This window comes from Thermodesulfovibrio aggregans (assembly GCF_001514535.1).
GTDB classification, from domain to species: Bacteria; Nitrospirota; Thermodesulfovibrionia; order Thermodesulfovibrionales; family Thermodesulfovibrionaceae; genus Thermodesulfovibrio; species Thermodesulfovibrio aggregans.
The window spans coordinates 162405-186507 of the sequence record NZ_BCNO01000003.1 but is presented as its reverse complement, the minus strand read 5'-3'; the positions used below and the strand labels follow the sequence as shown (position 1 = coordinate 186507).

Here is a 24103-nt window from a genome sequence, read left to right as displayed (position 1 = left end):
GATGTTAGAAAAGATTCCAAAAATGTCAAATTTTATTCTTCACTTATGTTAAAATTTTTTATTCCTATGTCTATTAGAAAGAAAATCATTCTGGTTTACTCTATTTGTATTGGCATCTTTATTGTGTTAAATCTGATTATTTACTCTGGATACATAAAAAAAATTCTGAATGAATTTGAAAAGCAAAATATAATAGAGTCAGTGAATAGATTGAAAAAAATTTTAGCCCTGGAAGAAGAGAATCTTCTAAATATGACAAAAGACTGGGCAGCTTGGAATGAGGCATGGTTGTATTTGCAAGATAAAAATCCTGCCTTTGTCTCTAATAATTTAACTGTTGAGACATGGATAAATAATAAACTTTATCTGCTTTCATACATTGATATGGAAGGTAATGTAAAATTTTCAGGTTGTTATGATGAAAAAATAAACAAACTAAATCAGTGTGAAGAAGAATTAATTAAGAAGATTTTCTCAAGATATAAAGCAACTCAGCAGACATCTGGTTATACAGGTATTACATTTCAAAAAGAAATTCCTTTGATTTTAGCTGTTTTTCCTGTAATGAAAAGTAGTTATATTGGTCCAATAGTAGGTTATTTGATCATGGGACGACTTATAAATCAGGAAAAGGAAAGGGTTATAAAGGAAATTTTGAGTTTAAATAGTTTTAGAGTGCAAAATCTTGATAGTTTATCTAAAACAAAACAACAGGAATTTTTGTCAGGTAGTTTTCCATTAATTAAGGAATTTGGAAAAGATTATGAAGTAAGCATTGTTAACAACGATTTTTTTGGAGAAAAGAAAGTTCTTATCTCTTTTAATTCATCGAAAAAATTTTTATTTACAGTTCAAAATATAGAAATTTTAGTGCTCATAAATTTAATGATTTGGATTTTATCAGGAGTAGTTCTTTATTTTACTGTTAAAAAAAGTATAATAAAGAGAATTTTAAAGCTTACATCAAAACTACAAGAAGTAGAGCAAGACAGAGGCTATACTGCAAAACCTTTATATGATGAGATAGATTATCTTCAAAGAGTAATAGACCAATACACAAAAACCTTACAAAAACATATTTCTCAAATTGAGGAGGACAGTAAAATTTATCAAACAATAGCTGAAAGATCTGAGGAAATAATAGTTTTTTTCAGTAAGTCAGGCGATATAATTTACGCAAATCCAAAGGCAATTGATTATCTGGGTAATGAAAGTTTCACTATCTCTAATGAAAAAGTGAAATCTTTTATGAAAGACTTTCTTAGTCAGAAAGATGAGGAAACTACATCATGGAAGGAGATAAAATTGCCAGATGGAACCTGTTTGAGTGCGTGGATAATTCCTATTGATAGGACTAAAGGGACAATGCTTTTCATTGCACATGATGTAACTTTATACAAAAGAGAAAGGGATAAAATTTTTGAGATTGCTATCAGAGATCCTTTAACTTCTCTTTACAACAGAAATTTCATTGAAGATGCATTAAAAAGAGCAATAGGATCAGCTAAAAGAGGAGAGATTTATTCTTTACTTTTTATTGACATGGACGATTTAAAGAAGATCAATGACAGTTTTGGACATCTATCAGGAGATAATGCAATAAGAGCTGTTTCAAAGGCAATTAAAAATAATATTAGAGAAAGCGATATTGCAGCAAGATGGGGAGGAGATGAATTTATCGTTTTATTAAAAGGAGATATTGAAGGAGCAAAAGCAGTTGCTGAAAGAATTTTTTCGTCCATTAAGAATATAAAATTGGATTTTGGTGGACAAGTAATCAATCTTTCTGTAAGTATAGGAATAACAACTATTGATGGAACAAAAAATATGGAGACAGTAATAAAAGAGGCTGATCATTATACATATTTGGCTAAAGAAGAGGGGAAGGGTAAGATTAAATCTTTTCAGTAGTATGTTACAATATCATTTATGAAGCTTAAGTGGAAGAAAGCTATAGTTTTCTCCATAATTTTTGTTATTTTTGTATTGATATCTTATAATTTACTCACAAAACAACAGAAGATTCCTCATGGATTGCTTTTACTCAGTGGAAGGATTGAAGGAAGAGAAACCAATATTTCACCTAAAATTCAGGGAAGAATATTAAAGCTTTACAAAGATGAAGGAGATAAAGTTAAAGCTGGAGAACTTTTATGCGAAATAGATTCTGAGCAACTGAATGCAAGATATAAAGCTGCATATGAAACAGCTGAAGCTTCCTATTCTGCAATTGCTCAGGCAAAGGCAAATTTTATGAAAGCTAATGCCTACTATGAAAGAGCAAAAAATGACTTTGAACGTTACAGTAGCCTGCTTAAGGAAGAACTTGTATCAAAAAGCGAGTTTGACAGAGTAAAATCACAGTACAGTTCAGCAAAAGCTGAACTTGAGGCAACTTCTAAGGCTGTAGCACAGGCAGAGGCAAGCTATAGAGCTGCACAGCAAAGGCTCAAGGAAACTCTGGCAGATTTAAATGAAACAAAAATTTACTCTCCTGTTAATGGAGTGATTTTAAGCAGACCAGTTGAAACAGGAGAGGTTGTAAATCCCGGAACAGTTCTTTATGTAGTAGTTGATTTAAACAGACTTTATGTAAAAGTTTATGTCCCCGAGCCTGATATTGGGAAGATAAAGCTTGGTCTTCCTGCAAGAGTTTACATTGATGCCTACCCTGACAGGTTTTTCAACGGCAGAATTACAAAAATCTATGAGCAGGCAGAGTTTACACCAAAGAACGTGGAAACTAAAGAAGAGCGAGTTAAACTTGTATTTGGTGTGGAAGTCTCTGTTGACAATCCTGATGGAGTTCTCAAACCAGGAATGCCTGCTGATGTTGTAATAAAATGGAAAGATGAAGCACCTTGGATAAAACCACGTTAATACCTGTTATAAAAGTTGAAAGTCTCTGCAAAAGCTATAAAAAAATCAAAGCAGTAAACCAAGTTTCATTTTCTGTAAACAAAGGCGAGGTATTTGGTCTTATTGGGCCGGATGGTGCTGGAAAAACATCAATAATACAGATACTTGCAGGTGTGCTTAAGGCAGATGAAGGTAAAGCATTCATAAATGATATTGATGTTACCAAAAACCCTGAAAAAGCAAAGGCAATCATTGGCTATATGCCTCAGGGTCTTGGGCTTAATCTTTATGACTCTCTTTCAATTGAGGAAAATATTGAATTTTTCAGAGGATTAAGGCTTATTCCAGATGAGATTTTTGAAAAAAATAAAAAAACACTTCTTGAGATAACACGACTTACACCTTTTCTTAAAAGGCAAGCAAGAGCTCTTTCTGGTGGAATGAGACAGAAGCTTGCTCTTGTTTGCACGCTACTTCATCTTCCAGACATTATTCTTCTTGATGAGCCAACCACAGGTGTTGACCCTCTTTCAAGGCAGGATTTCTGGAACATCATTCACGGACTTGTTAGAGAAAGAGGGGTAACTGTCTTACTTACCACATCTTATATGGATGAAGCAGAAAGGTGTCATAGAGTTGCACTCATGCATGAAGGAAGAATTCTTCTTCAGGGAAGCCCTGATGAACTTGGAAATTTAGAGGAAGTTTTTATAGAAAAAGTATCATCCTCTCAAAAAGTCTCATCTTCTCATTTAAAAGAAGTTCCATTTTCTCATTCCGAGTCCTTTTTTTGTCGTTCCGAGCGAAGCGAGGAATCTCACATTATCTCGTGTAAATCCGTTACAAAAATATTTGGAAAATTTAAAGCTGTTGATTCTGTTACATTTGATGTAAAAAGAGGAGAGATTTTAGGTCTTCTTGGTCCCAATGGTGCCGGTAAAACAACTCTTATAAAAATGATGTGCGGACTTCTTGAACCATCAGGGGGAAGTATCAGTATAAATGGCTTTGATGTGCGAAAAGAAAAGAAAAAAATATGGTCAACAATAGGATATATGTCACAGAGATTTTCCCTTTACAGAGATCTTACAGTAATGGAAAACATGAAACTATATGCAGGGCTTTACAGTGTTAAAAAAGGTGATTTCAGAGGCATAATTGAGCTACTTGGACTTAAAGGGCTGGAAAACAGAACTACCAAGGACCTTCCTCTTGGAATAAGGCAGAGAGTTGCTCTTGCCTGCGCACTTTTGCATGAACCACCAGTTTTATTCCTTGATGAACCAACAAGCGGGGTTGATCCAATTGCAAGAAGAAGTTTCTGGAAGATAATATTTGAGCTTTCAAGAAAAAGGGGAGTAACAGTAATTGTATCAACCCATTACATGGATGAAGCAGAAAACTGTGACAGACTCTGCCTCATGCATCATGGAAGACTCATTGCAATGGGAAGTCCAGAGGAAATCAAAAAAGGCTCTGAAAAAATTTCAGGCACCCTCATTCAGCTCAAAAGCAAACAGTTTCATCAGGTCTATGATTTAATTATTAAAGAAATTCAAAACATAAGCATCTATGGAAGTAAAATATTCATAAGAAGTTTTGAACCGGAGACAACAATTAGGAAAATAGAAGAATTACTTAAAAATGCTCAAATCAGAGAATATGAAATAATAGAAGTTACAGTTCCTCTTCAGGAAGCCTTCGTTGACTACATAAGGGAAAGTGAAGATAATTAACTTTTCTCAATGAAGTCAAAAATATATTTTAAATACTCAATAAAATCCTCTTTATTTTTTCGCACTAAACTGAGTAATAAATCTAAATCTATTTTCTCGTATCTATGGACAAGTCTATTTCTAAGTCCGACAACAGGAGCAATTTTTTTTGCAAAGTTTTCAGGTAAAATATTGTTTTCTGCAAGAACAATGAAGGTACTTTGAAAGCTTTCGGGAATTTTTAAAGAGCCGTATCGAATTATATGATTATTGATATCAATAATTTCATCAACTATCAACTGGATAATTCTTTCAATTGCTCTCAGCTTTATAAAGTCTTTTTTTATTTCAAGGTCTGAAAATGAAAGTATTTGCTCAAGTTCATCGTAGTAGGATTTTATAAAAAAAATTTTTGATTTAATAAATTCCTTATCTATCAATCAAAAACTCCTTAATTCTTTCATCTCTTATCTCGTAAAGAATTTTTACTTCTTCATATTCCTTTAAAGTTGAAAGTTCAATCTGATATAGAATAGAAGATTCCTTTAAATAAAGAATTTTGTAATTTTCAAAAATTTTTCTCTTCAGCATAGGCGGAGCTATTTTTATATCAACAAGATCAATATTTTCAGTCTCTAAAATCAGAGATAGTTCAAAGGCTAAACTAATTTTTTCTTCTTCAGAAAGAACATGATCAGCATAAACTGCAATATCTGTATCACTTTCAGACGTATCAACTCCTTCTGCCTTTGAACCAAAAAGAAGAATAAAACATATACCAAACTTTTTAGCAATTTCTTCAAATTTTTCATCATTTTTTAATTCATTCAACATATTTAAGTATATCACAGAATTTTACAAATTTTTTTTCTCATATAACAGCAAAGGAATTTGTTAGAATAAACTAAAAAGCTAAAGGGAACAGATATAAATGTCTAAACGACTTTTTGCCATACTTAAAAAAGAATTCAGGGAACTGCTCAGGGATCCTCTTTATCTAACCTTTGCTTTTATCGTTCCGGTGGTGATTATTATTCTTATGGGTTATGGATTGATTCTTGATGTAAAAAACATTCCTGTCTCTTTTATTGATTATGATAGAACTCAATTAAGCAGAGAATATAGATACTCATTTACAAACTCTGAATATTTTAAGTTTTTCAATCTTATAGAATCTTACAGAGATGCTGAAGAACTCATTAAATCTGGAGAATGCCGGATTGTAATTGTAATCCCACCTGATTTTTCAAGAAAACTTTATTCAGGTAAGCCAGCACAGGTTCAGGTTCTGATTGATGGTTCTTTCCCCATGAGGGCAGAGGTTATGAAAGGATATGTTTCAGCAATAAATATGCAGTTTAACCAGAAACTTCTTAAAGATTTTATAGAGCAAAGAGGCATATCCCAGATAAACTTTCCCATATCAGTTGAGACAAGGGCATGGTATAACCCTGCACTTGAGAGTAAAAACTTTATTCTTCCCGGTGAACTTGTTACCACACTTATGTTTTATTCTGTATTACTTGCCTCTTTAATTGTTGTAAGAGAAAAGGAATCAGGCAGTATTTTCAATCTTTACTGTAGTCCTGTAAGAGCCTGGGAAGTGGTATTTGGAAAAGCAATTCCCTATGTTACAGTTTCATTTGTAACTTACTTAATCATTTTTCTGCTTACAGTGGGTTTGTTTCAAACAAAGTTTACAGGAAGCTTTATTTTCCTTACCTTTTCAACAATTATATATCTTTTCTGCACAGTGGGAGTGGGTGTTCTCATTTCAATGCTTGCAAAAACTCAGATAACAGCAATGCTTATTGCTTTTCTTGGAACAATTATTCCGTCATTCATCTATTCAGGATATTTTTCACCTATAACAAGCATGTCTCAGTCAGGGCAGTTAATAAGTAAAACAATACCCGCATCCTATTTTATGGGCATTGTAAGAGGAGTTTATCTCAAGGGAATAGGTGCTGAGAGCTTTACCTCTGAGCTTTTATCGTTGCTCATATATGCAACAGTGGTTTATAGTCTTGCAATACTATCTTTCCGAAAAAGGATTGGTTAAATTATTTTATATCGTCAAAATTTAAGATATCCATGTATTCCCACTCTCTCCACGCCATAACATAAATCTTGTTTTTGCTTGCCTTTTTTACAATTTGTTCGGGGAAGGTGATGCTGGCAAATATTACTATCAATTGTTTGTTTTTAAATTCAGGGAAAAACTCAAAAAATCTTTTTGATTTTTTCTTTATATCTTCCACATCTCTGGCATAGGGAGTTGACTTTACTTCTATCATAAAAACAAGATCTTCACAGGCAGCAACTGCATCTACTTCATAGTCTTCGCCTTTTATTCTCTTTAGTATTCTCTGCCCTATCATTTCAACTTCGCAATTGAAATATTTGCTTAAAACAGGTCTCAAAGCAGGAGCAATTAGGTCTTCAACTATGGTGCCCATTTTCTTTGCAAGATTGCTCCACTCTTTATTCTTTCTCTTATTCTCTTCCTGCTGCTCTCTCTTGAAATTGAGCATTTCATCTTTGAACTCTTTCATTTCATCTTTGAATTCTCTCATTTCATTTTTAAACTCTCTCATTTCATTTTTGAACTCTCTCATTTCATCCTTAAACTCTTTCATTTCCAGAGCAAGTTTTCTATTTTCTTCAGCAAGTTTTTCAATAGCCATTTCAGTTTTACGAGATTGATAGACAAGCTCCATTAAAGCCTGTTCAAGTTGGTCAATTCTTTTCTCTAATAGAGCTTCATGCATGTTTAATTTACCTCCTACGAAATTTTTCTTATCTTTATGATATTACCAAATAGGCTAAATTTACAACTACTTACGATCAATCTTGCTCTGTAAGTTAAAAAGGAAGTAGTATAGGATGATGAGAATTATCACTCTAATAAAAAAAGAAATTCTTCATCTTATAAGAGATAAGGCTTTAATTTTCATACTTCTCTGGGCATTTACAGGTGCTGTCTATACTTCAGGAAGCGGGTTTACAATGGAGGTTATAGATTTCCCAACCATAATCTATGACATGAGCAAAACCAGAGAAAGCAGAGAACTTGTAAGCAGATTTCAAAAGCCCTATTTCAAAATCATATCTTACATTGAAAGTGAACAGGAATTACTTCAATGGCTTGACAGCGGAAAAGCCTCAATGGCTGTGATTATCCCGCCAGATTTTAAAAGAAAGATGGATAAAAGTAGTGCAAAAATACAGGTCATAATTGATGGAACAATGTCTATGTCTGCAACAGTGGCAGTTGCCTATGTTTCGGAGATAACCTATGATTATGCCATAGAGATTCTTGAAAGAAAAATGGGAACATTAAATAGCTTTTTTAAAAGCCTTCCTGTCATTGAAGAAAGAACAAGAGTTGAATTTAATCCCAATACTTTGAGTTCATGGTTCATGAGTATGCTTGAGTATTTCAACATGATTACAATGGTTTCTTTGCTCGTAACCGCTGCTGCAATGGTAAGGGAAAAAGAACACGGAACAATTGAGCAGTTACTTGTTACTCCTGTGAGAACATGGGAGATATTTATTGCCAAAATCATACCAACAATTTTTGCAATAGCTTTACTCTCACTAATAAGCATATATGGAGTATTGAAAGGAGTATTTAATGTTCCATTAAGAGGTAGCATTCTTCTTTTTTATCCTGTCATGCTCTTTTATGCCTTTACAATATCCTCTCTCGGTCTTGCCATATCAACAGTTGCAAGAAATCTCGCTCAATCAATGATGCTTATGCTTGTAATTCTGATTCCTATGCTTTTTCTCTCAGGTGCATGGACACCACCTGAGTCAATGCAGCCTTTGATGCGCTATTTAAGTCTTATCTCTCCAATGCGGTATTTTATTGACTTTGGTTACAGCGTTCTTTTTAAAGGTAATGGAATAAAGTATGTCTGGGATGATATTCTTGGAATAATGGTTCTTGGCGGGATGCTGTTCAGCTTTTCAGTTTACCGGTTTAGAAAAATCTTTGCAAAGTAGAAAATCAGAAACCAATTGAAAACATCAGATAATGTGAGTTTAGTCCTTCATTTGGAGAATAAAGTCCTGCATTTGAAAGATGTCTGAATCTGTATGAGATTTTCATTCCTGATTTAAATTCCACTCCAAAACCAGCCATTACGCTGAATATAAAAGCTCCACCGAATCTTCTATTTTCAACTCCATTTCGGCTCGTAATGTTTGCTCCTGCTCCTGCTTCAATAAATGGCTTTAAAGTAATGCTATCTGAAAGAAACTGTCTGAGCATTGGTGCTACTCCTGCAACCACAGTGGTTTTATCATCATTTATTATTTCAACATCACCTTCAATGTGTAACCACAGATTTTTCATATCAGGGATTTTAAAGTTTACTGCTGGAGCAATAAGAAGCTGATTCGTGGATAGACTTTCAAAAAGATTTCTTCCATAACCAACTCCCAGTTCAAAATTATTTTCCTGTGAATGAGAATAAGAAGGGAAAAATAAGATAAACAAAAAAATAGCAAATAAATAAACTCTGCCTCTCATTTTATACCTCCTGAATAGATAGAAAGTAATAGATCTTCTATTTGCATACATAAGTCTTCTAATTTTGGCCTATTTTCCAAGATATAATCATACGGAAGAGTATCAATAAATTTTTCCACAGAACTGAAATGTGTTGTTGAAGGAAAAGGAAAGGTTCTGATAATTTTTACGAGTTTACCATTAAATAGTTTGATTAATTCTGCTTCATTTTCAAATCTAATATCTTCAATAACAATTTTTTTATAACCATGCGATAACAGTTCACCAATTTTAGCCAGCATTTTTCTTACAAGATAATTTTTATCAATATATTCTCTTAATATTTCTCTCAATTTCAATATAAGCCATCTTGAATAGAAAGTTTTTTCAACAAATAATTCATTGACATTACACATTTTTGCCATAAGTAAGATGTGTTTAATAAAGTTCTCAAAAGAACATTTTACAAAGCCGTGCTTTATAACAAGATAATCAGCTACTAATGCTCTCCCTGAACCTTCCTTACCTATTAAGCCAATTAAGATTATTTTATTCATGTCTGTTTTGTTAATTCGAACTTAATTTTTTGGATCTGGTCTTCTTTCATGCTATCAGCTCTTGTCCAGAAGAATGCTTCCCCTTGAGATACTCGGAATAACGCAAGAATCGGATCTTTTTCGTCTCTAATGCCAATCTCATATAAAAAAGGTCTTTCTTTAAGGCATCTTTTTTTAAGTTCAAAATCTTCCAAAAATTCCACTTCTCCTGTGACTCTTAAGGTCTTTCCCTCGTCTGGATCCCAGAAACAGAGCTCAATTTTCGGACTTTTAAGTAGTTGTTTATAAAAATTTTTTACTGTTTGAGTCTGAAAGTAAAAACCTGTCTCATCAGCAAACCACATCAATAGTGGCCTAACCCTGGGTTGCTCACCGTCACAGGTAGCTACAAAGCAAATTTTAATCTTGTTAGCAAAATCAATACATTTTTTAATCTCCATAGCTAACCTCCTTTTCATTCTATTGAGACTTTTAAAAAACTCACAATTCTTAAAAAATCAAGAAGCTGTAAGTATCTTTTTCATTGAACAACCTCAAATATTTATAATTGCTACTACAGGTTCAAAACATCTATTTATTACTGTATAGCTCACACCTCCAAGAACAAGGTCTTTCAATGCAGAGCGACCTTTTCTTCCCATGATTACAAGATTGTAATTATTTTCTTCTATGTCTTTGACTATTTCTTCTGCTGGAACTCCCACACGAATTTTTGTCTCAATTAAGCTGTCTTGAATGCCTGCTTTTAAAAAGCTATTTTTAGCTTTCATAAGAATTTCATTGGCTTCCTCTTCAGGATCTATGCCCTGTCTAATTCTTTCAAGATATAAAGAAATATTGATTACTCTTAAAATCGTGAATTTTTTAATTCCCTTAACAAACTTTGCAAGAAATACACCATGCTCTAATGCTTTCATAGAATACACTGAGCCATCAACAGGAATGAGGGCATATGGAATCGGGCATTGATTTTCCATATCAAGTTTTTGTCCCACGATATATATATTTTTATTTTTTAATCCGTATATCACTTTGCTTGAAACACTTCCAAGCAGAATACTTTTAAGTTCTGACATGCCTCTTCTTGCCATAATTACTGTAGAAAAATTCTCATCCTCTGCAACTTTAATTATTTTGCTACCGGGATCTCCATCTTCTATCTTTTTGTTTATTTCTCCCCTGAATCCAGCATCTTTCAGTATGTTTTCATACTCATTCAAAAAAGGTTCTATAAATTCCCTAATGTGTTTTTCTTTGCTCTTTTTCAAAAATTCATAATCCTTTAAATCTCTTTCTTTCAGATGAATGTTTTTAAGAAAATCGCTTAAATGTTTACCAGTCATCACATAAAAAAGAGTTACTACAGGCAATGTTTCACAATTTGAAAGCATTAAACCGGCAAAATTAACCGCTCTTTTTGAATGCTCACTTCTGTCAACAGGCATTAAAACTTTCTCAAAAGGATTTTCTTTCATTTTATTCCCCGCCTCCAAGGACTTTATAAAGTGTTGATAAATTTGCATATTTTGAAAGTATGAGGGTGTTGAGCTGCTGTTCTGCCTGAAAAAGTGCTCTCTGAGCATCAAGAACACTCAAGTAACTGTCAACTCCTCTTTCATATCTTATCTTTGCAAGTTTATATGTTTCTCTTAAAGAGTTAACAAGACTGCTCAATGCATCTATCTGCTCGTCAATTGTTCCTTTTACTGCCAGTGCATCAGCAACTTCTTTAAAAGCTGTCTGTATTGTTTTTTCATAGTTTGTAACAGCAATTTCTCTTTCAACTTTTGCAGCCTCATGGGCAGCCCATACTCTTGCATCAAACAGGGGCATTACTGCCTGCGGTTGAAATGTCCATGTTTTTGAGCCTGCTTCAAAGAGTCCTGAAAGCTCACTGGATGCTGTGCCAATAAGTGTTGTAAGGGATATTCTCGGGAAAAATGCTGCCCTTGCAGCACCTATCTGAGCATTGTATGCTTTAAGTGTATGCTCTGCTGCAATGATATCAGGACGATTTAGCAATACTTCAGAGGAAAGTCCAGGAGATATGTCTTTAGGTGGTTTAATATTGCTCAATCCTTCAGGTAAAAGTTCATCTTTAAGAGGCTCACCTGATATGAGTTCCAGTGTGTTTCTATCCTGAGCTAAAACCTGCGTATATCTTGCAACCGCTTCTCTTGCTGTGTCAACCTGTGTTTTTGCTCTGTGAAGGTCTATCTCTGAGGCAACTCCCACTTCATATCTTTTCTTAATTAATTCGTAGTTTTCTTGCTGAGTTTTGAGAGTTTGCTTTGCAAGATTCAGATTTTCTTTATCTATGGCATAAGTATAATAGGCAATAGCAACTGTTGAAATAAAAGAAAGTCTCACAGCCCTGTACGTGGCTTCCTGTGCAAGGTATTGCTCTAAAGCCATCTCCTTTAAACTCTGAAGTCTTCCAAAAAGATCAATCTCCCATGATGTGATTCCAAAGGTAACACTGTATTGAGATAAAGTCTCTGCTTTTGCCGTGTTTGACAGTTCTGCTGGAACTCTCTGCCTTAATCCAGAGGAAATTGCATCAACTGCCGGAATAAGTTCTGCTCTTTGAATTCCATAGTATGCCCTTGCTCTCTCAACATTTAATGCTGCAAGCCTCAGGTCACGATTATTTGAAAGGGCTTTTTTAACAATCTCCTGCAATTTTTCATCTACGAGAAAATCATTCCATTTAAGGAGTGTAGATTTTGGAAGTTCTTCGTATTTTAATGAACTGTAGGCTTCACCCTTAGGCCATTCCCTGGGGATTGGTGCTTCAGGTCTCTTATACTCAGGTATCATCGTGCAGGATGTAAGCAGTAGAAGAATCAGGGGAATAATCAGCTTCCTCATTTTACTTCCCTGACTTTGAAAAATTTCAAAATCAACACAAAAAACAGTGGCACAAACAGAATGTTTATAAATGTCCCTGCTATAACTCCACCTTCAATGGCAACGCCGATTGCATTCATTGCTCCAGAACCGGCTCCCTTTGAAATAGCAAGAGGAAGAACTCCGAAGAAGAGCGCCAGAGAAGTCATGATAACGGGTCTGTATCTTATTCTTGCAGCCTCAACTGTTGCCTTATGAAGCTCTCCACCCTGCCTTATTCTGTCTCTTGCAAACTGAATTATAAGTATTGCATTCTTTGATGAAAGTCCCATTGTTACAAGAAATCCAATCTGGAAGTAAACATCATTATGAAGTCCCATTATCCATGTTGCCACAGCTGCACCAAATATCCCAAGAGGAAGTAATACTAAATTTGTAATTGGAATTGTCCAGGACTCATAAAGTGCTGCAAGACATAGAAATATGACAAAAACAGAGAAGGCATAAAGAATTGGAGCCTGCCCTGTTGCCAGCTTTTCCTGATAACTTAATCCTGTCCATGCGTAACCTATTCCTTTACCAAGCTTTGAGATGATTTCCTCCATTGCTTTCATTGCATCACCTGAGCTGTATCCCTTTGCAGGCTCTCCCCAGATGTTCATTGAAGGAAAGGCATTGTAACGCTCAAGCTTTGGTGAGCCATAAATCCATCTGCCTGAAGCAACGGATGAAAATGGAACCATCTTGCCTTCATTGTTTCTCACATAGAGCCTGTTCATATCCTCAGGAAGCATTCTGTATGGAATGTCTGCCTGAACAAAAACTCTTTTTACCCTACCACCTTTTATGAAGTCATTTACATAGGCACTTCCAAAAGCTGCTGAAATTGTATTATTAATTGATGTAATCGGAACTCCCAGTGCGCCTGCTTTTTCCCAGTCCACATCAACTTTGTATTCTGGTATGTCATCCATTCCATTTGGTCTTACATTTTTAAGTCTCGGATCCTGATTTGCCATATAAAGAAGCTTATTTCTTGCTTCCATGAGCTTCTGATGCCCAAGACCTCCTATATCCATTAGCTGAAGGTCAAAGCCTGTTGCATTCCCAAGTTCTATAATTGATGGAGGCGGGAAAACAAATATCATGGCTTTTTTATTCGGAAGGAAGTATCTCATAGCCCTATCCTGAATTGCCTTAACTCTTAATTCTGCCCTGTCCCTTAAATGCCAGTCTTTTAGCTTTATGAATGCCATTCCATTTGACTGAGTTCTTCCAGCAAAGCTTATTCCCGAGACTGTCATTACAGTATCCACAGCATCTTTTTCTTTTGTTAAAAAATAATTCTGAACTTCTTTTAAAACTTCCTCTGTCTGTTCAAGGGTAGAGCCAGATGGAAGTATTACCTGGGCAAGAAGAATTCCCTGATCTTCATCTGGAAGATAGGCTGTTGGAAGCTTCATTAAAATAAAGCCCAATGCTGCAATGATTATCACATAAATCAAAATATAAAGTGGAGCTTTTCTGAAGGAGTTTTCAACAGCTTTGGTATAGAAATGCCTTGATTTAAAAAATATGCTGTAAAACTTCTCATAAATCAGGTTAAACCAGTGAAGAATTCCTTTTTTCGCCTCTGAAGCTTTATGTGGTCTTAGAAACATTACACATAAAACAGGAGCAAGACTCAAGGCAACAAAAACCGAAAGTAACATGGCTGAAATTATTGTTACTGCAAACTGTCTGTAAATAATGCCTGTTGAGCCCTTAAAAAATGCCATTGGAGCAAATACAGCGGATAGAACAAGTCCGATGCCTATGAGAGCTGATGTAATCTGCTCCATTGATTTTATTACAGCTTCTTTTACTGGAAGACCTTCTTCCCGCATTATTCTTTCCACATTTTCTACCACAACAATTGCGTCATCAACCAGAAGCCCTATTGCAAGCACCATCGCAAACATTGTGAGCATATTTATTGAGTAACCAGCAATTCCCAGAACAGCAAATGTGCCAAGTAAAACAACAGGAACAGTAATTGTGGGAATAAAAGTTGCACGAAGGCTGCCCATAAATAGCCACATTATGAAGAACACAAGAATTATTGCCTCAACAAGGGTTTTTACAACTTCATTTATTGCAACTTTTGTAAAAGGAGTTGTGTCATAGGGATAAACAACCTTTACACCTGATGGAAAGTGCTTGCTGAGCTCATCCATTTTATCTTTAACTTTTTTTGCCACCTGAAGTGCATTTGCTCCGGGAAGAGGTCTTATTGCAAGTGCTGCAGCAGGCTTTCCCTGATAGTAGGCATTTATATCGTAGTAGTCTGTTCCAAGCTCAACCCTTGCCACATCCTTTATCTTTACAGTTGAGCCATCAGGATTTACTCTTACAGGAATTGAACTAAACTCCTCTGGCTCTTTAAGCATGCTCTGAACAATTATCGGTGCATTTAGCCGCTGACCAGGCTTTGCCGGTGCGCCTCCAAGCTGTCCACCAGATACCTCCACATTGTAGCTTTTTATTGCAGCAATTACATCATCAATTGTCAATCCATAACTTACGAGCTTGTGAGGTTCAACCCATATGCGCATTGCATAGGGAAAACCAAAGGTCTCAACTTCTCCAACCCCCTCTATTCTTGCAAGAACCTTTTCAAGGTTTGACTGCATATAATCTCTTAAATCATTTGCATCAAGACGACCGTCTTCTGAAATCAGAGCAACTACCATGAGATAGTTTTTTGTTGCTTTACCAACTTTTATTCCTGTTCTCTGAACAGCCTCGGGCAGACTTGGCATTGCAAGCTGAAGCTTGTTCTGAACCTTTGCCCATGCAAGGTCAGGGTCTGTTCCTGGCTCAAAGGTAAGCTCAATGCGGGAGCTGCCAGATGAGTCACTGTATGCAGACATGTAAATCATTCTGTCAAGTCCTGTCATCTTCTCTTCAATAATCTGGGTAACACTGTTTTCAACTGTCTCAGCAGAAGCACCCGGATAAAACGCCTGAATGTAAATTGATGGAGGAGCAAGTGAAGGATACTGTGCCACCGGGAGGCTGTATATGGCAAGACAGCCTGCTCCCATTATAACAATAGCAATAACCCATGCAAAAACCGGTCTGTCAAGAAAAAATCTGTATATCATTGCTTATTTCCATAAGGCACAGGCTTTACAGGCATTCCGGGCATAATTTTCTGAACTCCTTCAACTATAACCTGCTGTCCCTCTGAAACTCCCTCTGAAACAAGCCATTTATCCTCTATGGCACGGTCAACCTTAACTGGTCTTATCTGAACCTTGTTTTCATTATCAACTATATAGACAAAAGGATTTCCTTTTGGATCACGAAACACTGCCTGCTGGGGAAGAAGAATTGCATGCCTGTTTATTCCCTCTTTAACTATTGCTCTAACAAACATTCCCGGTAAAAGCACTCCCTTTGGATTTGGAACTATAACCCTCAATGTAACCGAGCCTGTTGTTGGATCAACTGTTACATCCTTAAACTGAAGTGTCCCTTCAACTGGATAGACTGTTCCATCTTCAAGAATTATTTTTACTTTGTTCTGCTCTTTACCGGCATATTTAAGCCTTCCCTCAGCAAGTCTTCTTTCAAGCTCTCTTAATTCCTTTGTTGACTGAGGAATGTCAACATATATAGGGTCAAGTTGCTGAATTCTTGTAAGCTCCATCGGCTGATAGGCAGTAACAAGCGCACCTTCTGTTACATTTGATTTACCAATTCTGCCTGAAATTGGCGCTGTTATTTTCGTATATCCAAGATTAATCTGAGCATTCCTTACCTGTGCCTTTAATGCCTCAATCTCTGAGAGAGTCTGCTCATACTGAGCTTTCACATCGTCAAACTCCTGCTTGCTTATTGCATTAACCTTTATAAGCTCTTGATATCTCTCATATCTTGCTTTTACTGATTGAAGTGTTGCCTCAGCTCTTTTCAATGCTGCCACAGCATTGTCATAGGCTGCTTTATAAGGTGCTGGATCAATCTGATAAAGGAGGTCTCCTGCTTTTACATTGCTTCCTTCTGTGAAATATCTTTTAAGAATTATTCCGCTTACCTGTGGTCTTATCTCAGCTATCCTGTAGGGATTGGTTCTTCCTGGAAGCTCAGTTGTAAGAAGAACTTCCTGTGTTTGAACAGTTATTACTGATACTTCAGGAATTTGGGCTGGAGGCTGTTTTTTACCGCATGCTGTAAGAATAAAAAACATGACAGATAAAAGACAAATGGCTTTAAATTTAGCAATCATAAATTACTCCTTTTCAATAAGCCTTTTAATAGGATATCAATACAGACTTCTGGCTTAAAAAGATTTTCAGGCTCAACAACAACTGAAAGAACATAACCTCCTATGATATTCATGAGTAGTTTCGCCACTTCTTCAGGCTCACACTCTTTAAATTCACGAGATTCAATACCTCTGGTAATTATCTCTTTAAGTATCTCTCTTTCTTTTTTAAAAAACTCTTTTTTTATCTCAATTCCAAAAGTAAAACCCTGTTGCTTTGCATGAATAATGATGAGTTCTCTGTTTTCCTTTGCAAATTCCAGTGCTTTTGTGAAATATTCCTTCAATGCCTGAGAGGGACTGGGAATCTCTTTAAGGGGTAGCAAAACTTTGCTATAAAATTCGTTAAGCTTTTCTTTTATTAAATAAAGTGATAGCTCTTCCTTGTTTTTGAAATAAAGATAAAGCCCTCCAACGCTTATTCCTGCTTCCTTTGCAATCATTCTCATTGTCGTGCCATTGAAGCCACTCTGCGAAAATAACTTCACAGCAGCATCTACTATTCTCTTTCTTGACTCATGTCCTGAACGCCTGTTCATGTGAACTGATGTTCAGTTTATAAAAGATTGAAGGAATTTGTCAAGAGAAAATAAACATTCTTATTGTCTGATTTGACAAAAATTTTCTACTTAATGTATTTTCAAAATTGCTGGATGTAAGGGAAGAGGGGTGAGAATCCCCCGCTGCCCCGCAGCCGTGTTGGGAACGAAAGCCCAGTAAGCCACTGGAGAGAAATCTCTGGGAAGGCGGGCAAGTAGGCACTGAGCCCAGAGCCGGAAGACCTATCCAGCCTGAAAGCCTTTGGCTTTCAGAATACCTCGCGGGAGGAATTAAATGACCGTTAAAACAACTGTCTTTGGCTATCCCAAAATTGGTCCTCAGAGACAGCTAAAAAAAGCCCTTGAATCCTACTGGAGTGGAAAAATCTCTCAAAAGGAGCTTGCCCAAGAAGCTGAGAAATTAATTATCAACAATGCAAAAACCATTGTCCAGCATGGAATTGACATTGTTCCATCAAATGAATTCTCTCTTTATGATTTTATTCTTGATCTCTCAATTATGTTTAATGTTATCCCGGAGAGATTTCAAAATATCTCAAACCCAATGGAAAGATACTTTGCAATAGCAAGAGGTACAGCAGATGCACCTGCTTCAGAGATGACAAAGTGGTTTAACACAAACTATCATTACATTGTTCCTGAGATTGAAAAAACAACCGGGTTTGAACTCAAAGAGAATAAACCATTGAAAGAGTATGAACTTCTTAAAAATAGCCTTAATCTTAAAACAAAGCCTGTGCTTACAGGTCCTTTTACCTATCTTTACTGTGCCAAAGTAAAGGACTATGCATATTTTCTTGACAGGATAGCTTCTGTTTACATGAGGCTTCTTAAAGAGCTTGAAGAATCTGATGTTGAAGAAGTTCAGATTGATGAGCCTGCAATGGTTCTTGATTTAGAGAATAATACTGTTCAGGCAATCATTGATTGTTACAGGAAAATCACTGCCGGGCTCAGCAAAATAAAGGTTTACATTCAAACTTACTATGAAAGCCTGTCACACTATGAAAAAATAGTTTATGAACTGCCAGTTAATGGTATTGGATTTGATTTTGTTGATGGAAGAGAAAATCTTGACAGTATCTCAAAATTCGGTTTTCCCAACGATAAAATCCTAATTGCAGGAGTTGTCTCAGGAAGAGATCCGTGGAAGACAGATTTTACTGAAACATTGAAACTTATTGAAACTCTCACAAAGTTTACGAAAAACATAATTCTTTCAAACTCCTGTCCTCTCATGCATCTTCCAGTGACTGTGAAAAATGAATCCATACCTGAGGAAATTCTGCGCCTTTTAAGCTTTGCCAATGAAAGGCTTGAAGAACTTACACTGCTTAAAACAGCAATAAATGAAGGGAAAGAGCCTCCAGAGCAGAATTTATCCATAAAATTTACCAATCCTGAGGTCAGGAAAAAGATCTCTCAAATTGATGAAAATGCCCTTGATAGAAAACAGGACTTCAGTGAACGATATGAAAAACAGATGGAAATCCTCAGACTTCCTCTTTTTCCAACCACCACAATAGGAAGCTTTCCTCAGACTGCTGAATTAAGGAAAGTAAGAGCAGACTTTAAGGCTGGTAAAATTTCCCTTGAGCAGTATGAAGAGTTTATCAATCAGGAGATAAAAAAGGCAATAGAGATTCAGGAACAGATAGGGCTTGATGTCCTGGTTCATGGAGAGTTTGAAAGAACTGATATGGTTGAGTTTTTTGCAGAGCGCCTTCAAGGGTTTGCTGTCACAAAAAATGGATGGGTTCAGTCATATGGCTCAAGATGTGTAAGACCACCAATAATCTATGGCGATGTATGGAGGGAAAACCCTCTGATTTTTAAAGAAACGCTTTATGCCCAGTCTCTCACTGAAAAGCCAGTGAAAGGAATTCTTACAGGACCTGTTACAATTCTTCAGTGGTCCTATCCAAGAAAGGATATCTCAAAAAAAGAAGTTGCCTATCAGATTGCTCTTGCTCTCAAGGAAGAAGTAATGGAGCTTGAGAGAGCGGGTATAAAAATCATTCAGATTGATGAGCCTGCCCTGAGAGAGGGAATGCCACTTAAAAAAGCAAAGGTTGATGAGTATTTTGACTGGGCTATAAAAAGCTTTAAAATTGTTACAGGAGCTGTAAAACCTGAGACTCAGATTCATACCCACATGTGCTACTCTGAGTTTAATGATATAATTGAAAAAATCTATGCAATGGATGCTGATGTGATATCAATTGAAGCATCAAGGAGCAAAGGAGAGATTCTCAAAGCCTTTGAAAAATTTAAATATGACAGAGGCATTGGAATTGGAGTATATGATATTCACTCTCCAAGAGTGCCAACAGTGGAAGAAATGCTTGAGATAGTAAAACGCTCAATAAAGCTTATTGACAAAAGACTTTTCTGGATAAACCCTGATTGCGGACTTAAAACAAGAGGATGGCAGGAAACAATTTCCTCGCTTAAAAACATGGTTAAAGTTGCAGAGATAATGCGTAAGGAGGCAAAGGATGTTTAAAAACATAATAAAGCGTGATGGTCGTCGGGTTGCATTTGACCCTGAAAAAATCACCATAGCCATATCAAAGGCAGGTAAGGCAACAGGAGAGTTTGACTATGAAACTGCAAAGAGGCTTACAATTAAGGTTTTACTTCTTGCTGAGGAATTGATTCGTGACCGTGACCCCCATGTGGAAGAGATTCAGGACATTGTTGAGGAGATACTCTTAAGCAGTCCCTATCGTAAAACCGCAAAAGCCTACATTATTTATCGTGATCAGCACGCTCGTATGCGTGAGATTGCCCGTCAGGGCGGGCTTGAGCTGATTGACAACTACCTAAGCAAAGTTGACTGGCGGGTAAGAGAAAACTCCAACATGAGCTTCAGCCTTCAGGGATTAAACAACTACATATCAAGTGAGATAAGTAAAAGCTACTGGCTTCATAAGATTTATCCACCAGAGGTAAGAAAAGCTCATATAGATGGGAGTCTGCATATCCACGATCTGAATGTGCTTGCTCCCTATTGTGTGGGCTGGGATTTAATGGATTTGTTAATTCGTGGATTTGGTGGAGTGGCAGGAAAAGTGGAATCAAAGCCTGCAAAACATTTTAGAAGCGCACTTGGACAGATTGTAAACTTTCTTTTCACACTTCAGGGAGAGGCAGCAGGTGCGCAGGCATTTAGCAATGTTGACACCCTTCTTGCACCATTCATAGCATATGATGAACTTAATTATAAACAGGTAAAGCAGGCTTTGCAGGAGTGGGTTTTTAACCTGAATGTGCCTACAAGGGTGGGGTTTCAATGTCTTTCTCAGGATACGGAAATTTTAACACCCGAAGGTTGGAAGAAGTACAACGAAGTAGAGATCGGAGATTTAATCTACACTTTTAATTTAGATACTTCAGAAATTGAGACAAAACCTGTTACCTATGTTTTCAGGGCTGAATACTCTGGATACATGTATTGCCTGAAAAATAGAAGTCAACAACAGCTCATATCGCCAGGACACAGAGTGGTAAGAAAAATTTTCAATACGAAAAAAAACACTCTTGAACCCATTGAGGATATATTAAAATTAAACTCTCCTGTAGTGATACCTGTAACAGGAGAAAATAAAAATCCCGATTATCCAATCTCAGATGAAGAAATAAAGCTTCTTGCATGGATTATGTCTGAAGGAAGCATAGAGAACAATGGAAGTCATAGAGTTAGCATCTATCAGTCTCCCTACTGTCACTTTGAAAATTATAATGAGATTATAGAACTTCTTGAAAAACTCGGATTTGAATACACCGTGAAAGAGCAGAAATCTCTCGGTTTATGTGCCCATATCAGACTTTCTCCTTCATCAAGTAAAAAAGTTCACACACTTATGGGAGCAAAAATTAAAAAATTCCCTGAATATCTTTACAGACTAAGCAAGCCTCAGGCAAGACTTTTTCTGGAAACCTACATTAAAGGTGATGGCTGGCATGAAAAGTTTAGAAAAAGAATCACTGTCACCGATAAAAATTCTGTTGATTTCATCACTGCCATGGCAGTTCTTGCAGGATATAACTTTAATGTTAAAGAGAGAAAAGCAGGAGGGATCTCCAGGAAAATTCAATACATAATTACCCTTACTGAGACGAAAAATGATCATATAAGCAAAATAGAAAAAATTGACTATACAGGTGTTATCTGGAGTGTTCACACTGAAAACGAGACAGTTATTGCAAGAAGAAATGGACAGGTTTTTATAACAGGAAACACTCCCTTCAGTAACATTACCCTTGACTTGAAGGTGCCTGAACATCTTGCATCGCAGGCTGTAATTATTGGAGGAAAAACTCAGGAAGCTACATACGGTGAATTTCAGAAAGAGATGGATATGTTCAACAGGGCACTTTTTGAGGTTCTCACAGAAGGAGATGCAAAGGGAAGGGTTTTCACTTTTCCCATTCCTACAATAAACATTACAAAAGATTTTGACTGGCAGAGCCCTGTTGTTGACTTAATCATGCAGGCAACGGCAAAATACGGAATTCCCTATTTTGCAAACTATGTAAACTCTGACCTAAAACCTGAGGATGCAAGAAGTATGTGTTGCAGGCTCAGGCTTGAGACAAGAGAGCTTAAACACCGTGGTGGTGGACTTTTTGGTTCAAACCCTTTAACTGGTTGCTATGATGAAGAAACTGAGGTTTTGACTCTATCTGGATGGAAAAAATTTAGTGAATTAACTCTAGATGATGAACTCTTTACTCGTACAATGGATGGAAAAATAGAAATACATAAACCAATTAGAATTTTTGAATATGATTGGGATGGAGAATTGATAAGATTTCACCATAAATCTTTTGATTTGTTAGTAACACCAAATCACAGGATGTTTGTTAAAAGATGGGATGGGAAAAAATGGGTTTATAAATTTGTAGAAGCTAAAGATTTTGATCCTAACAGAGACAGAATTCCTAAACAAAGTATATGGGAGGAAGAAGAAAAAGAATATTTTATTTTGCCTTCAGTCCCCATAATGTCTGGTACAGGTCCAGAAACAAAATTTTCTGACTTTGAAATTGAAGAAATCAGAAATTTAAAAAAAGAAGGGAAAACAATTTATCAAATAGCCAATGAATTTGATTGTAACTCAGTAACTATTCATAACATATGCACTAGGGAAAATTATGGTAATAGAAAAAGAGTAAGATTAAGATATGAAACTCAGCATTTAAAAATAAAAATGGATGATTGGTTAAAATTTTTTGGAATATGGTTAGCAGAAGGTTCAACAGATAATGAAAATATTGCTCCTTCCCATGGATATAGAGTAACTATAACTCAAAAAAATAAAAAAATAAGAAAAGAAATTAAAGAACTATTAACTTCTTTGCCATTTAACTATTATGAAGAGGGCTCAAATTTTGTAATTTGTAATAAACAACTTTGGAGTTATTTACGCCAATTTGGTGACAAATATACCAAATACATCCCAAAAGAAATCAAAAACTTAAGTAAAAGACAACTAAAATTACTTTTTGATTGGATGATCAAAGGAGATGGATATATAAGAAAATCAACTGGACAAATAATATACTGGACAGCATCTGATAAATTAGCTGAAGATTTTCAGGAAATAGTGCTTAAATTAGGATATATTTCAACTATTAAGAAGATTAAAAAAACATCAAAAATAAAAGGAAGACAAATTCATTCAAATGGGGTCTGGGAAATAAGTATACAAAAGTCTAAGGATTATAGATTCAGAAAGCATAATATAAGAAAAGAATATTATAAAGGAAAAGTATATTGTGTAGAAGTTCATAATCATATAATAATGGTCAGAAGAAAAGGAAAATCAACTTGGTGCGGTAATAGCATTGGCGTTGTTACATTGAACCTGCCAAGAATTGGATATTTAAGCAAATCAGAGGAAGAATTCTTTACATATCTTACAAGACTTATGGATATTGCAAAAACTTCCCTTGAGATTAAACGCAAGGTTCTTGAAAGATTTACAGATGCAGGACTGTATCCGTATTCAAAGCATTATCTCAGCTCTGTAAAGGAAAGAACAGGGGCATACTGGTGCAATCACTTTTCAACAATAGGTATAATTGGAATGAATGAAGCAATTGCGAACGCAAGATGGTTAAGTTCAAAAGGAATATGGACAGAGGAAGGAAAAGCATTTGCATTGAAGGTAATGGATTTCATGCGTGAAAAACTTATGGAATATCAAAAAGAGACAGGCAATTTATACAATCTTGAGGCAACACCTGCAGAAGGGACAAGTTATAGACTTGCAAAGATTGATAAACAGAAGTATCCTGATATAATTACACAGGGCAGGGAAAATCCCTATTACACAAACTCAACATGGTTACCCGTAAACTTTACAGAGTCAATAACTTATATTCTTGATCATCAGGATGAACTTCAAAGTAAATATACTGGTGGAACAGTTATTCATCTATTTTTAGGAGAACAGCCAGAGCCTGAGAGGCTGAAAAACTTTATAAAGGCAGTTTTTGAAAAATATAGACTCCCTTACATAAGCATTACTCCGACATTCAGCATCTGCCCTGAATGTGGATACATAGAAGGAGAACATCAGAGTTGTCCAAAATGTGGAAGAACAACAGAAGTTTATTCTCGTGTGGTCGGTTATCTTAGACCTGTTGATAACTGGAATGAAGGTAAAAAAGAGGAATTCAAAGATAGAAAATACTTACAGATGAAGAATTAAAAAGCT

General features: G+C 35.9%; 18 protein-coding genes and 1 riboswitch. Of the genes, 7 read left to right on the top strand and 11 right to left on the bottom strand.

Annotated elements, in window-relative coordinates:
• The first annotated feature begins 66 nt into the window (after positions 1–66).
• Genes TAGGR_RS09540 through TAGGR_RS09530 form a run of 3 tightly spaced genes read left to right on the top strand, consistent with a single transcriptional unit; the run spans position 67 to position 4595 of the window.
• A complete protein-coding gene (locus TAGGR_RS09540) occupies positions 67–1911 on the top strand; it encodes a diguanylate cyclase domain-containing protein (protein WP_161936218.1) in 1845 nt (614 codons plus the stop codon).
• 18 nt (positions 1912–1929) lie between these two features.
• The gene (locus tag TAGGR_RS09535; protein ID WP_059177134.1) at positions 1930–2880 is read left to right on the top strand and encodes an HlyD family secretion protein; all 951 of its coding nucleotides are present in this window, start codon (positions 1930–1932) and stop codon (positions 2878–2880) included.
• A complete protein-coding gene (locus TAGGR_RS09530) occupies positions 2862–4595 on the top strand; it encodes an ATP-binding cassette domain-containing protein (RefSeq protein WP_059177133.1) in 1734 nt (577 codons plus the stop codon). The genes TAGGR_RS09535 and TAGGR_RS09530 overlap by 19 nt, the downstream gene beginning before the upstream one ends.
• Here the strand turns inward: TAGGR_RS09530 and hepT are convergent.
• Positions 4592–5014, bottom strand: coding sequence for a type VII toxin-antitoxin system HepT family RNase toxin (gene hepT, locus TAGGR_RS09525; protein WP_059177132.1), 423 nt, complete (start codon positions 5012–5014; stop codon positions 4592–4594). The two genes, TAGGR_RS09530 and hepT, sit on opposite strands and share 4 nt — an antisense overlap.
• Positions 5004–5408 carry a type VII toxin-antitoxin system MntA family adenylyltransferase antitoxin gene (mntA, locus tag TAGGR_RS09520; protein WP_059177131.1) on the bottom strand — a complete coding sequence of 135 codons (405 nt, stop codon included), beginning with the start codon at positions 5406–5408 and terminating at the stop codon, positions 5004–5006. The genes hepT and mntA overlap by 11 nt, the downstream gene beginning before the upstream one ends.
• 97 nt (positions 5409–5505) lie before the next feature.
• On the opposite strand from mntA, the gene TAGGR_RS09515 reads away from it, so the two are divergent.
• Positions 5506–6636 (top strand): ABC transporter permease, encoded by a 1131-nt coding sequence (locus TAGGR_RS09515; protein WP_059177130.1) that lies wholly within the window; start codon positions 5506–5508, stop codon positions 6634–6636.
• A 1-nt stretch (position 6637) separates the two neighbouring features.
• Here the strand turns inward: TAGGR_RS09515 and TAGGR_RS09510 are convergent, their stop codons facing one another.
• A complete protein-coding gene (locus TAGGR_RS09510) occupies positions 6638–7345 on the bottom strand; it encodes a DUF8196 domain-containing protein (protein ID WP_059177129.1) in 708 nt (235 codons plus the stop codon).
• Between the two features lie 115 nt (positions 7346–7460).
• Between TAGGR_RS09510 and TAGGR_RS09505 the strand changes: the two genes are divergently transcribed.
• Positions 7461–8588: an ABC transporter permease gene (locus tag TAGGR_RS09505; protein WP_236698935.1), complete on the top strand. Its 1128-nt coding sequence runs from the start codon at positions 7461–7463 to the stop codon at positions 8586–8588.
• A 4-nt stretch (positions 8589–8592) separates the two neighbouring features.
• On the opposite strand, the gene TAGGR_RS09500 is transcribed toward TAGGR_RS09505, so the two are convergent.
• From TAGGR_RS09500 to TAGGR_RS09465, 8 genes are all read right to left on the bottom strand, one after another.
• Positions 8593–9117: an acyloxyacyl hydrolase gene (locus TAGGR_RS09500; protein WP_059177128.1), complete on the bottom strand. Its 525-nt coding sequence runs from the start codon at positions 9115–9117 to the stop codon at positions 8593–8595.
• Positions 9114–9653 (bottom strand): nucleoside/nucleotide kinase family protein, encoded by a 540-nt coding sequence (locus tag TAGGR_RS09495; RefSeq protein WP_059177127.1) that lies wholly within the window; start codon positions 9651–9653, stop codon positions 9114–9116. Before TAGGR_RS09495 ends, TAGGR_RS09500 begins: the two co-directional genes overlap by 4 nt.
• Positions 9650–10093, bottom strand: coding sequence for a pyridoxamine 5'-phosphate oxidase family protein (locus TAGGR_RS09490; RefSeq protein WP_059177126.1), 444 nt, complete (start codon positions 10091–10093; stop codon positions 9650–9652). The genes TAGGR_RS09495 and TAGGR_RS09490 overlap by 4 nt, the downstream gene beginning before the upstream one ends.
• A 93-nt stretch (positions 10094–10186) precedes the next feature.
• Complete coding sequence (locus TAGGR_RS09485; protein ID WP_059177125.1) at positions 10187–11128, bottom strand: universal stress protein; 942 nt, start codon at positions 11126–11128, stop codon at positions 10187–10189.
• Position 11129: 1 nt separating this feature from the next.
• Complete coding sequence (locus TAGGR_RS09480) at positions 11130–12524, bottom strand: efflux transporter outer membrane subunit (protein WP_059177124.1); 1395 nt, start codon at positions 12522–12524, stop codon at positions 11130–11132.
• A complete protein-coding gene (locus TAGGR_RS09475) occupies positions 12521–15649 on the bottom strand; it encodes an efflux RND transporter permease subunit (RefSeq protein ID WP_059177123.1) in 3129 nt (1042 codons plus the stop codon). Before TAGGR_RS09475 ends, TAGGR_RS09480 begins: the two co-directional genes overlap by 4 nt.
• Positions 15646–16776 carry an efflux RND transporter periplasmic adaptor subunit gene (locus tag TAGGR_RS09470; protein WP_059177122.1) on the bottom strand — a complete coding sequence of 377 codons (1131 nt, stop codon included), beginning with the start codon at positions 16774–16776 and terminating at the stop codon, positions 15646–15648. Before TAGGR_RS09470 ends, TAGGR_RS09475 begins: the two co-directional genes overlap by 4 nt.
• Positions 16773–17354 carry a TetR/AcrR family transcriptional regulator gene (locus TAGGR_RS09465; protein WP_059177121.1) on the bottom strand — a complete coding sequence of 194 codons (582 nt, stop codon included), beginning with the start codon at positions 17352–17354 and terminating at the stop codon, positions 16773–16775. Before TAGGR_RS09465 ends, TAGGR_RS09470 begins: the two co-directional genes overlap by 4 nt.
• Before the next feature lie 74 nt (positions 17355–17428).
• Positions 17429–17619, top strand: a riboswitch (cobalamin riboswitch).
• A 30-nt stretch (positions 17620–17649) separates the two neighbouring features.
• Here TAGGR_RS09465 and metE point away from each other — a divergent pair.
• Positions 17650–19881 carry a 5-methyltetrahydropteroyltriglutamate--homocysteine S-methyltransferase gene (metE, locus tag TAGGR_RS09460; RefSeq protein ID WP_059177120.1) on the top strand — a complete coding sequence of 744 codons (2232 nt, stop codon included), beginning with the start codon at positions 17650–17652 and terminating at the stop codon, positions 19879–19881.
• On the top strand, positions 19874–24097 hold the full coding sequence (gene nrdD / locus TAGGR_RS10835; protein WP_201783845.1) for an anaerobic ribonucleoside-triphosphate reductase: 4224 nt from the start codon (positions 19874–19876) through the stop codon (positions 24095–24097). Before metE ends, nrdD begins: the two co-directional genes overlap by 8 nt.
• Positions 24098–24103: the final 6 nt, after the last annotated feature.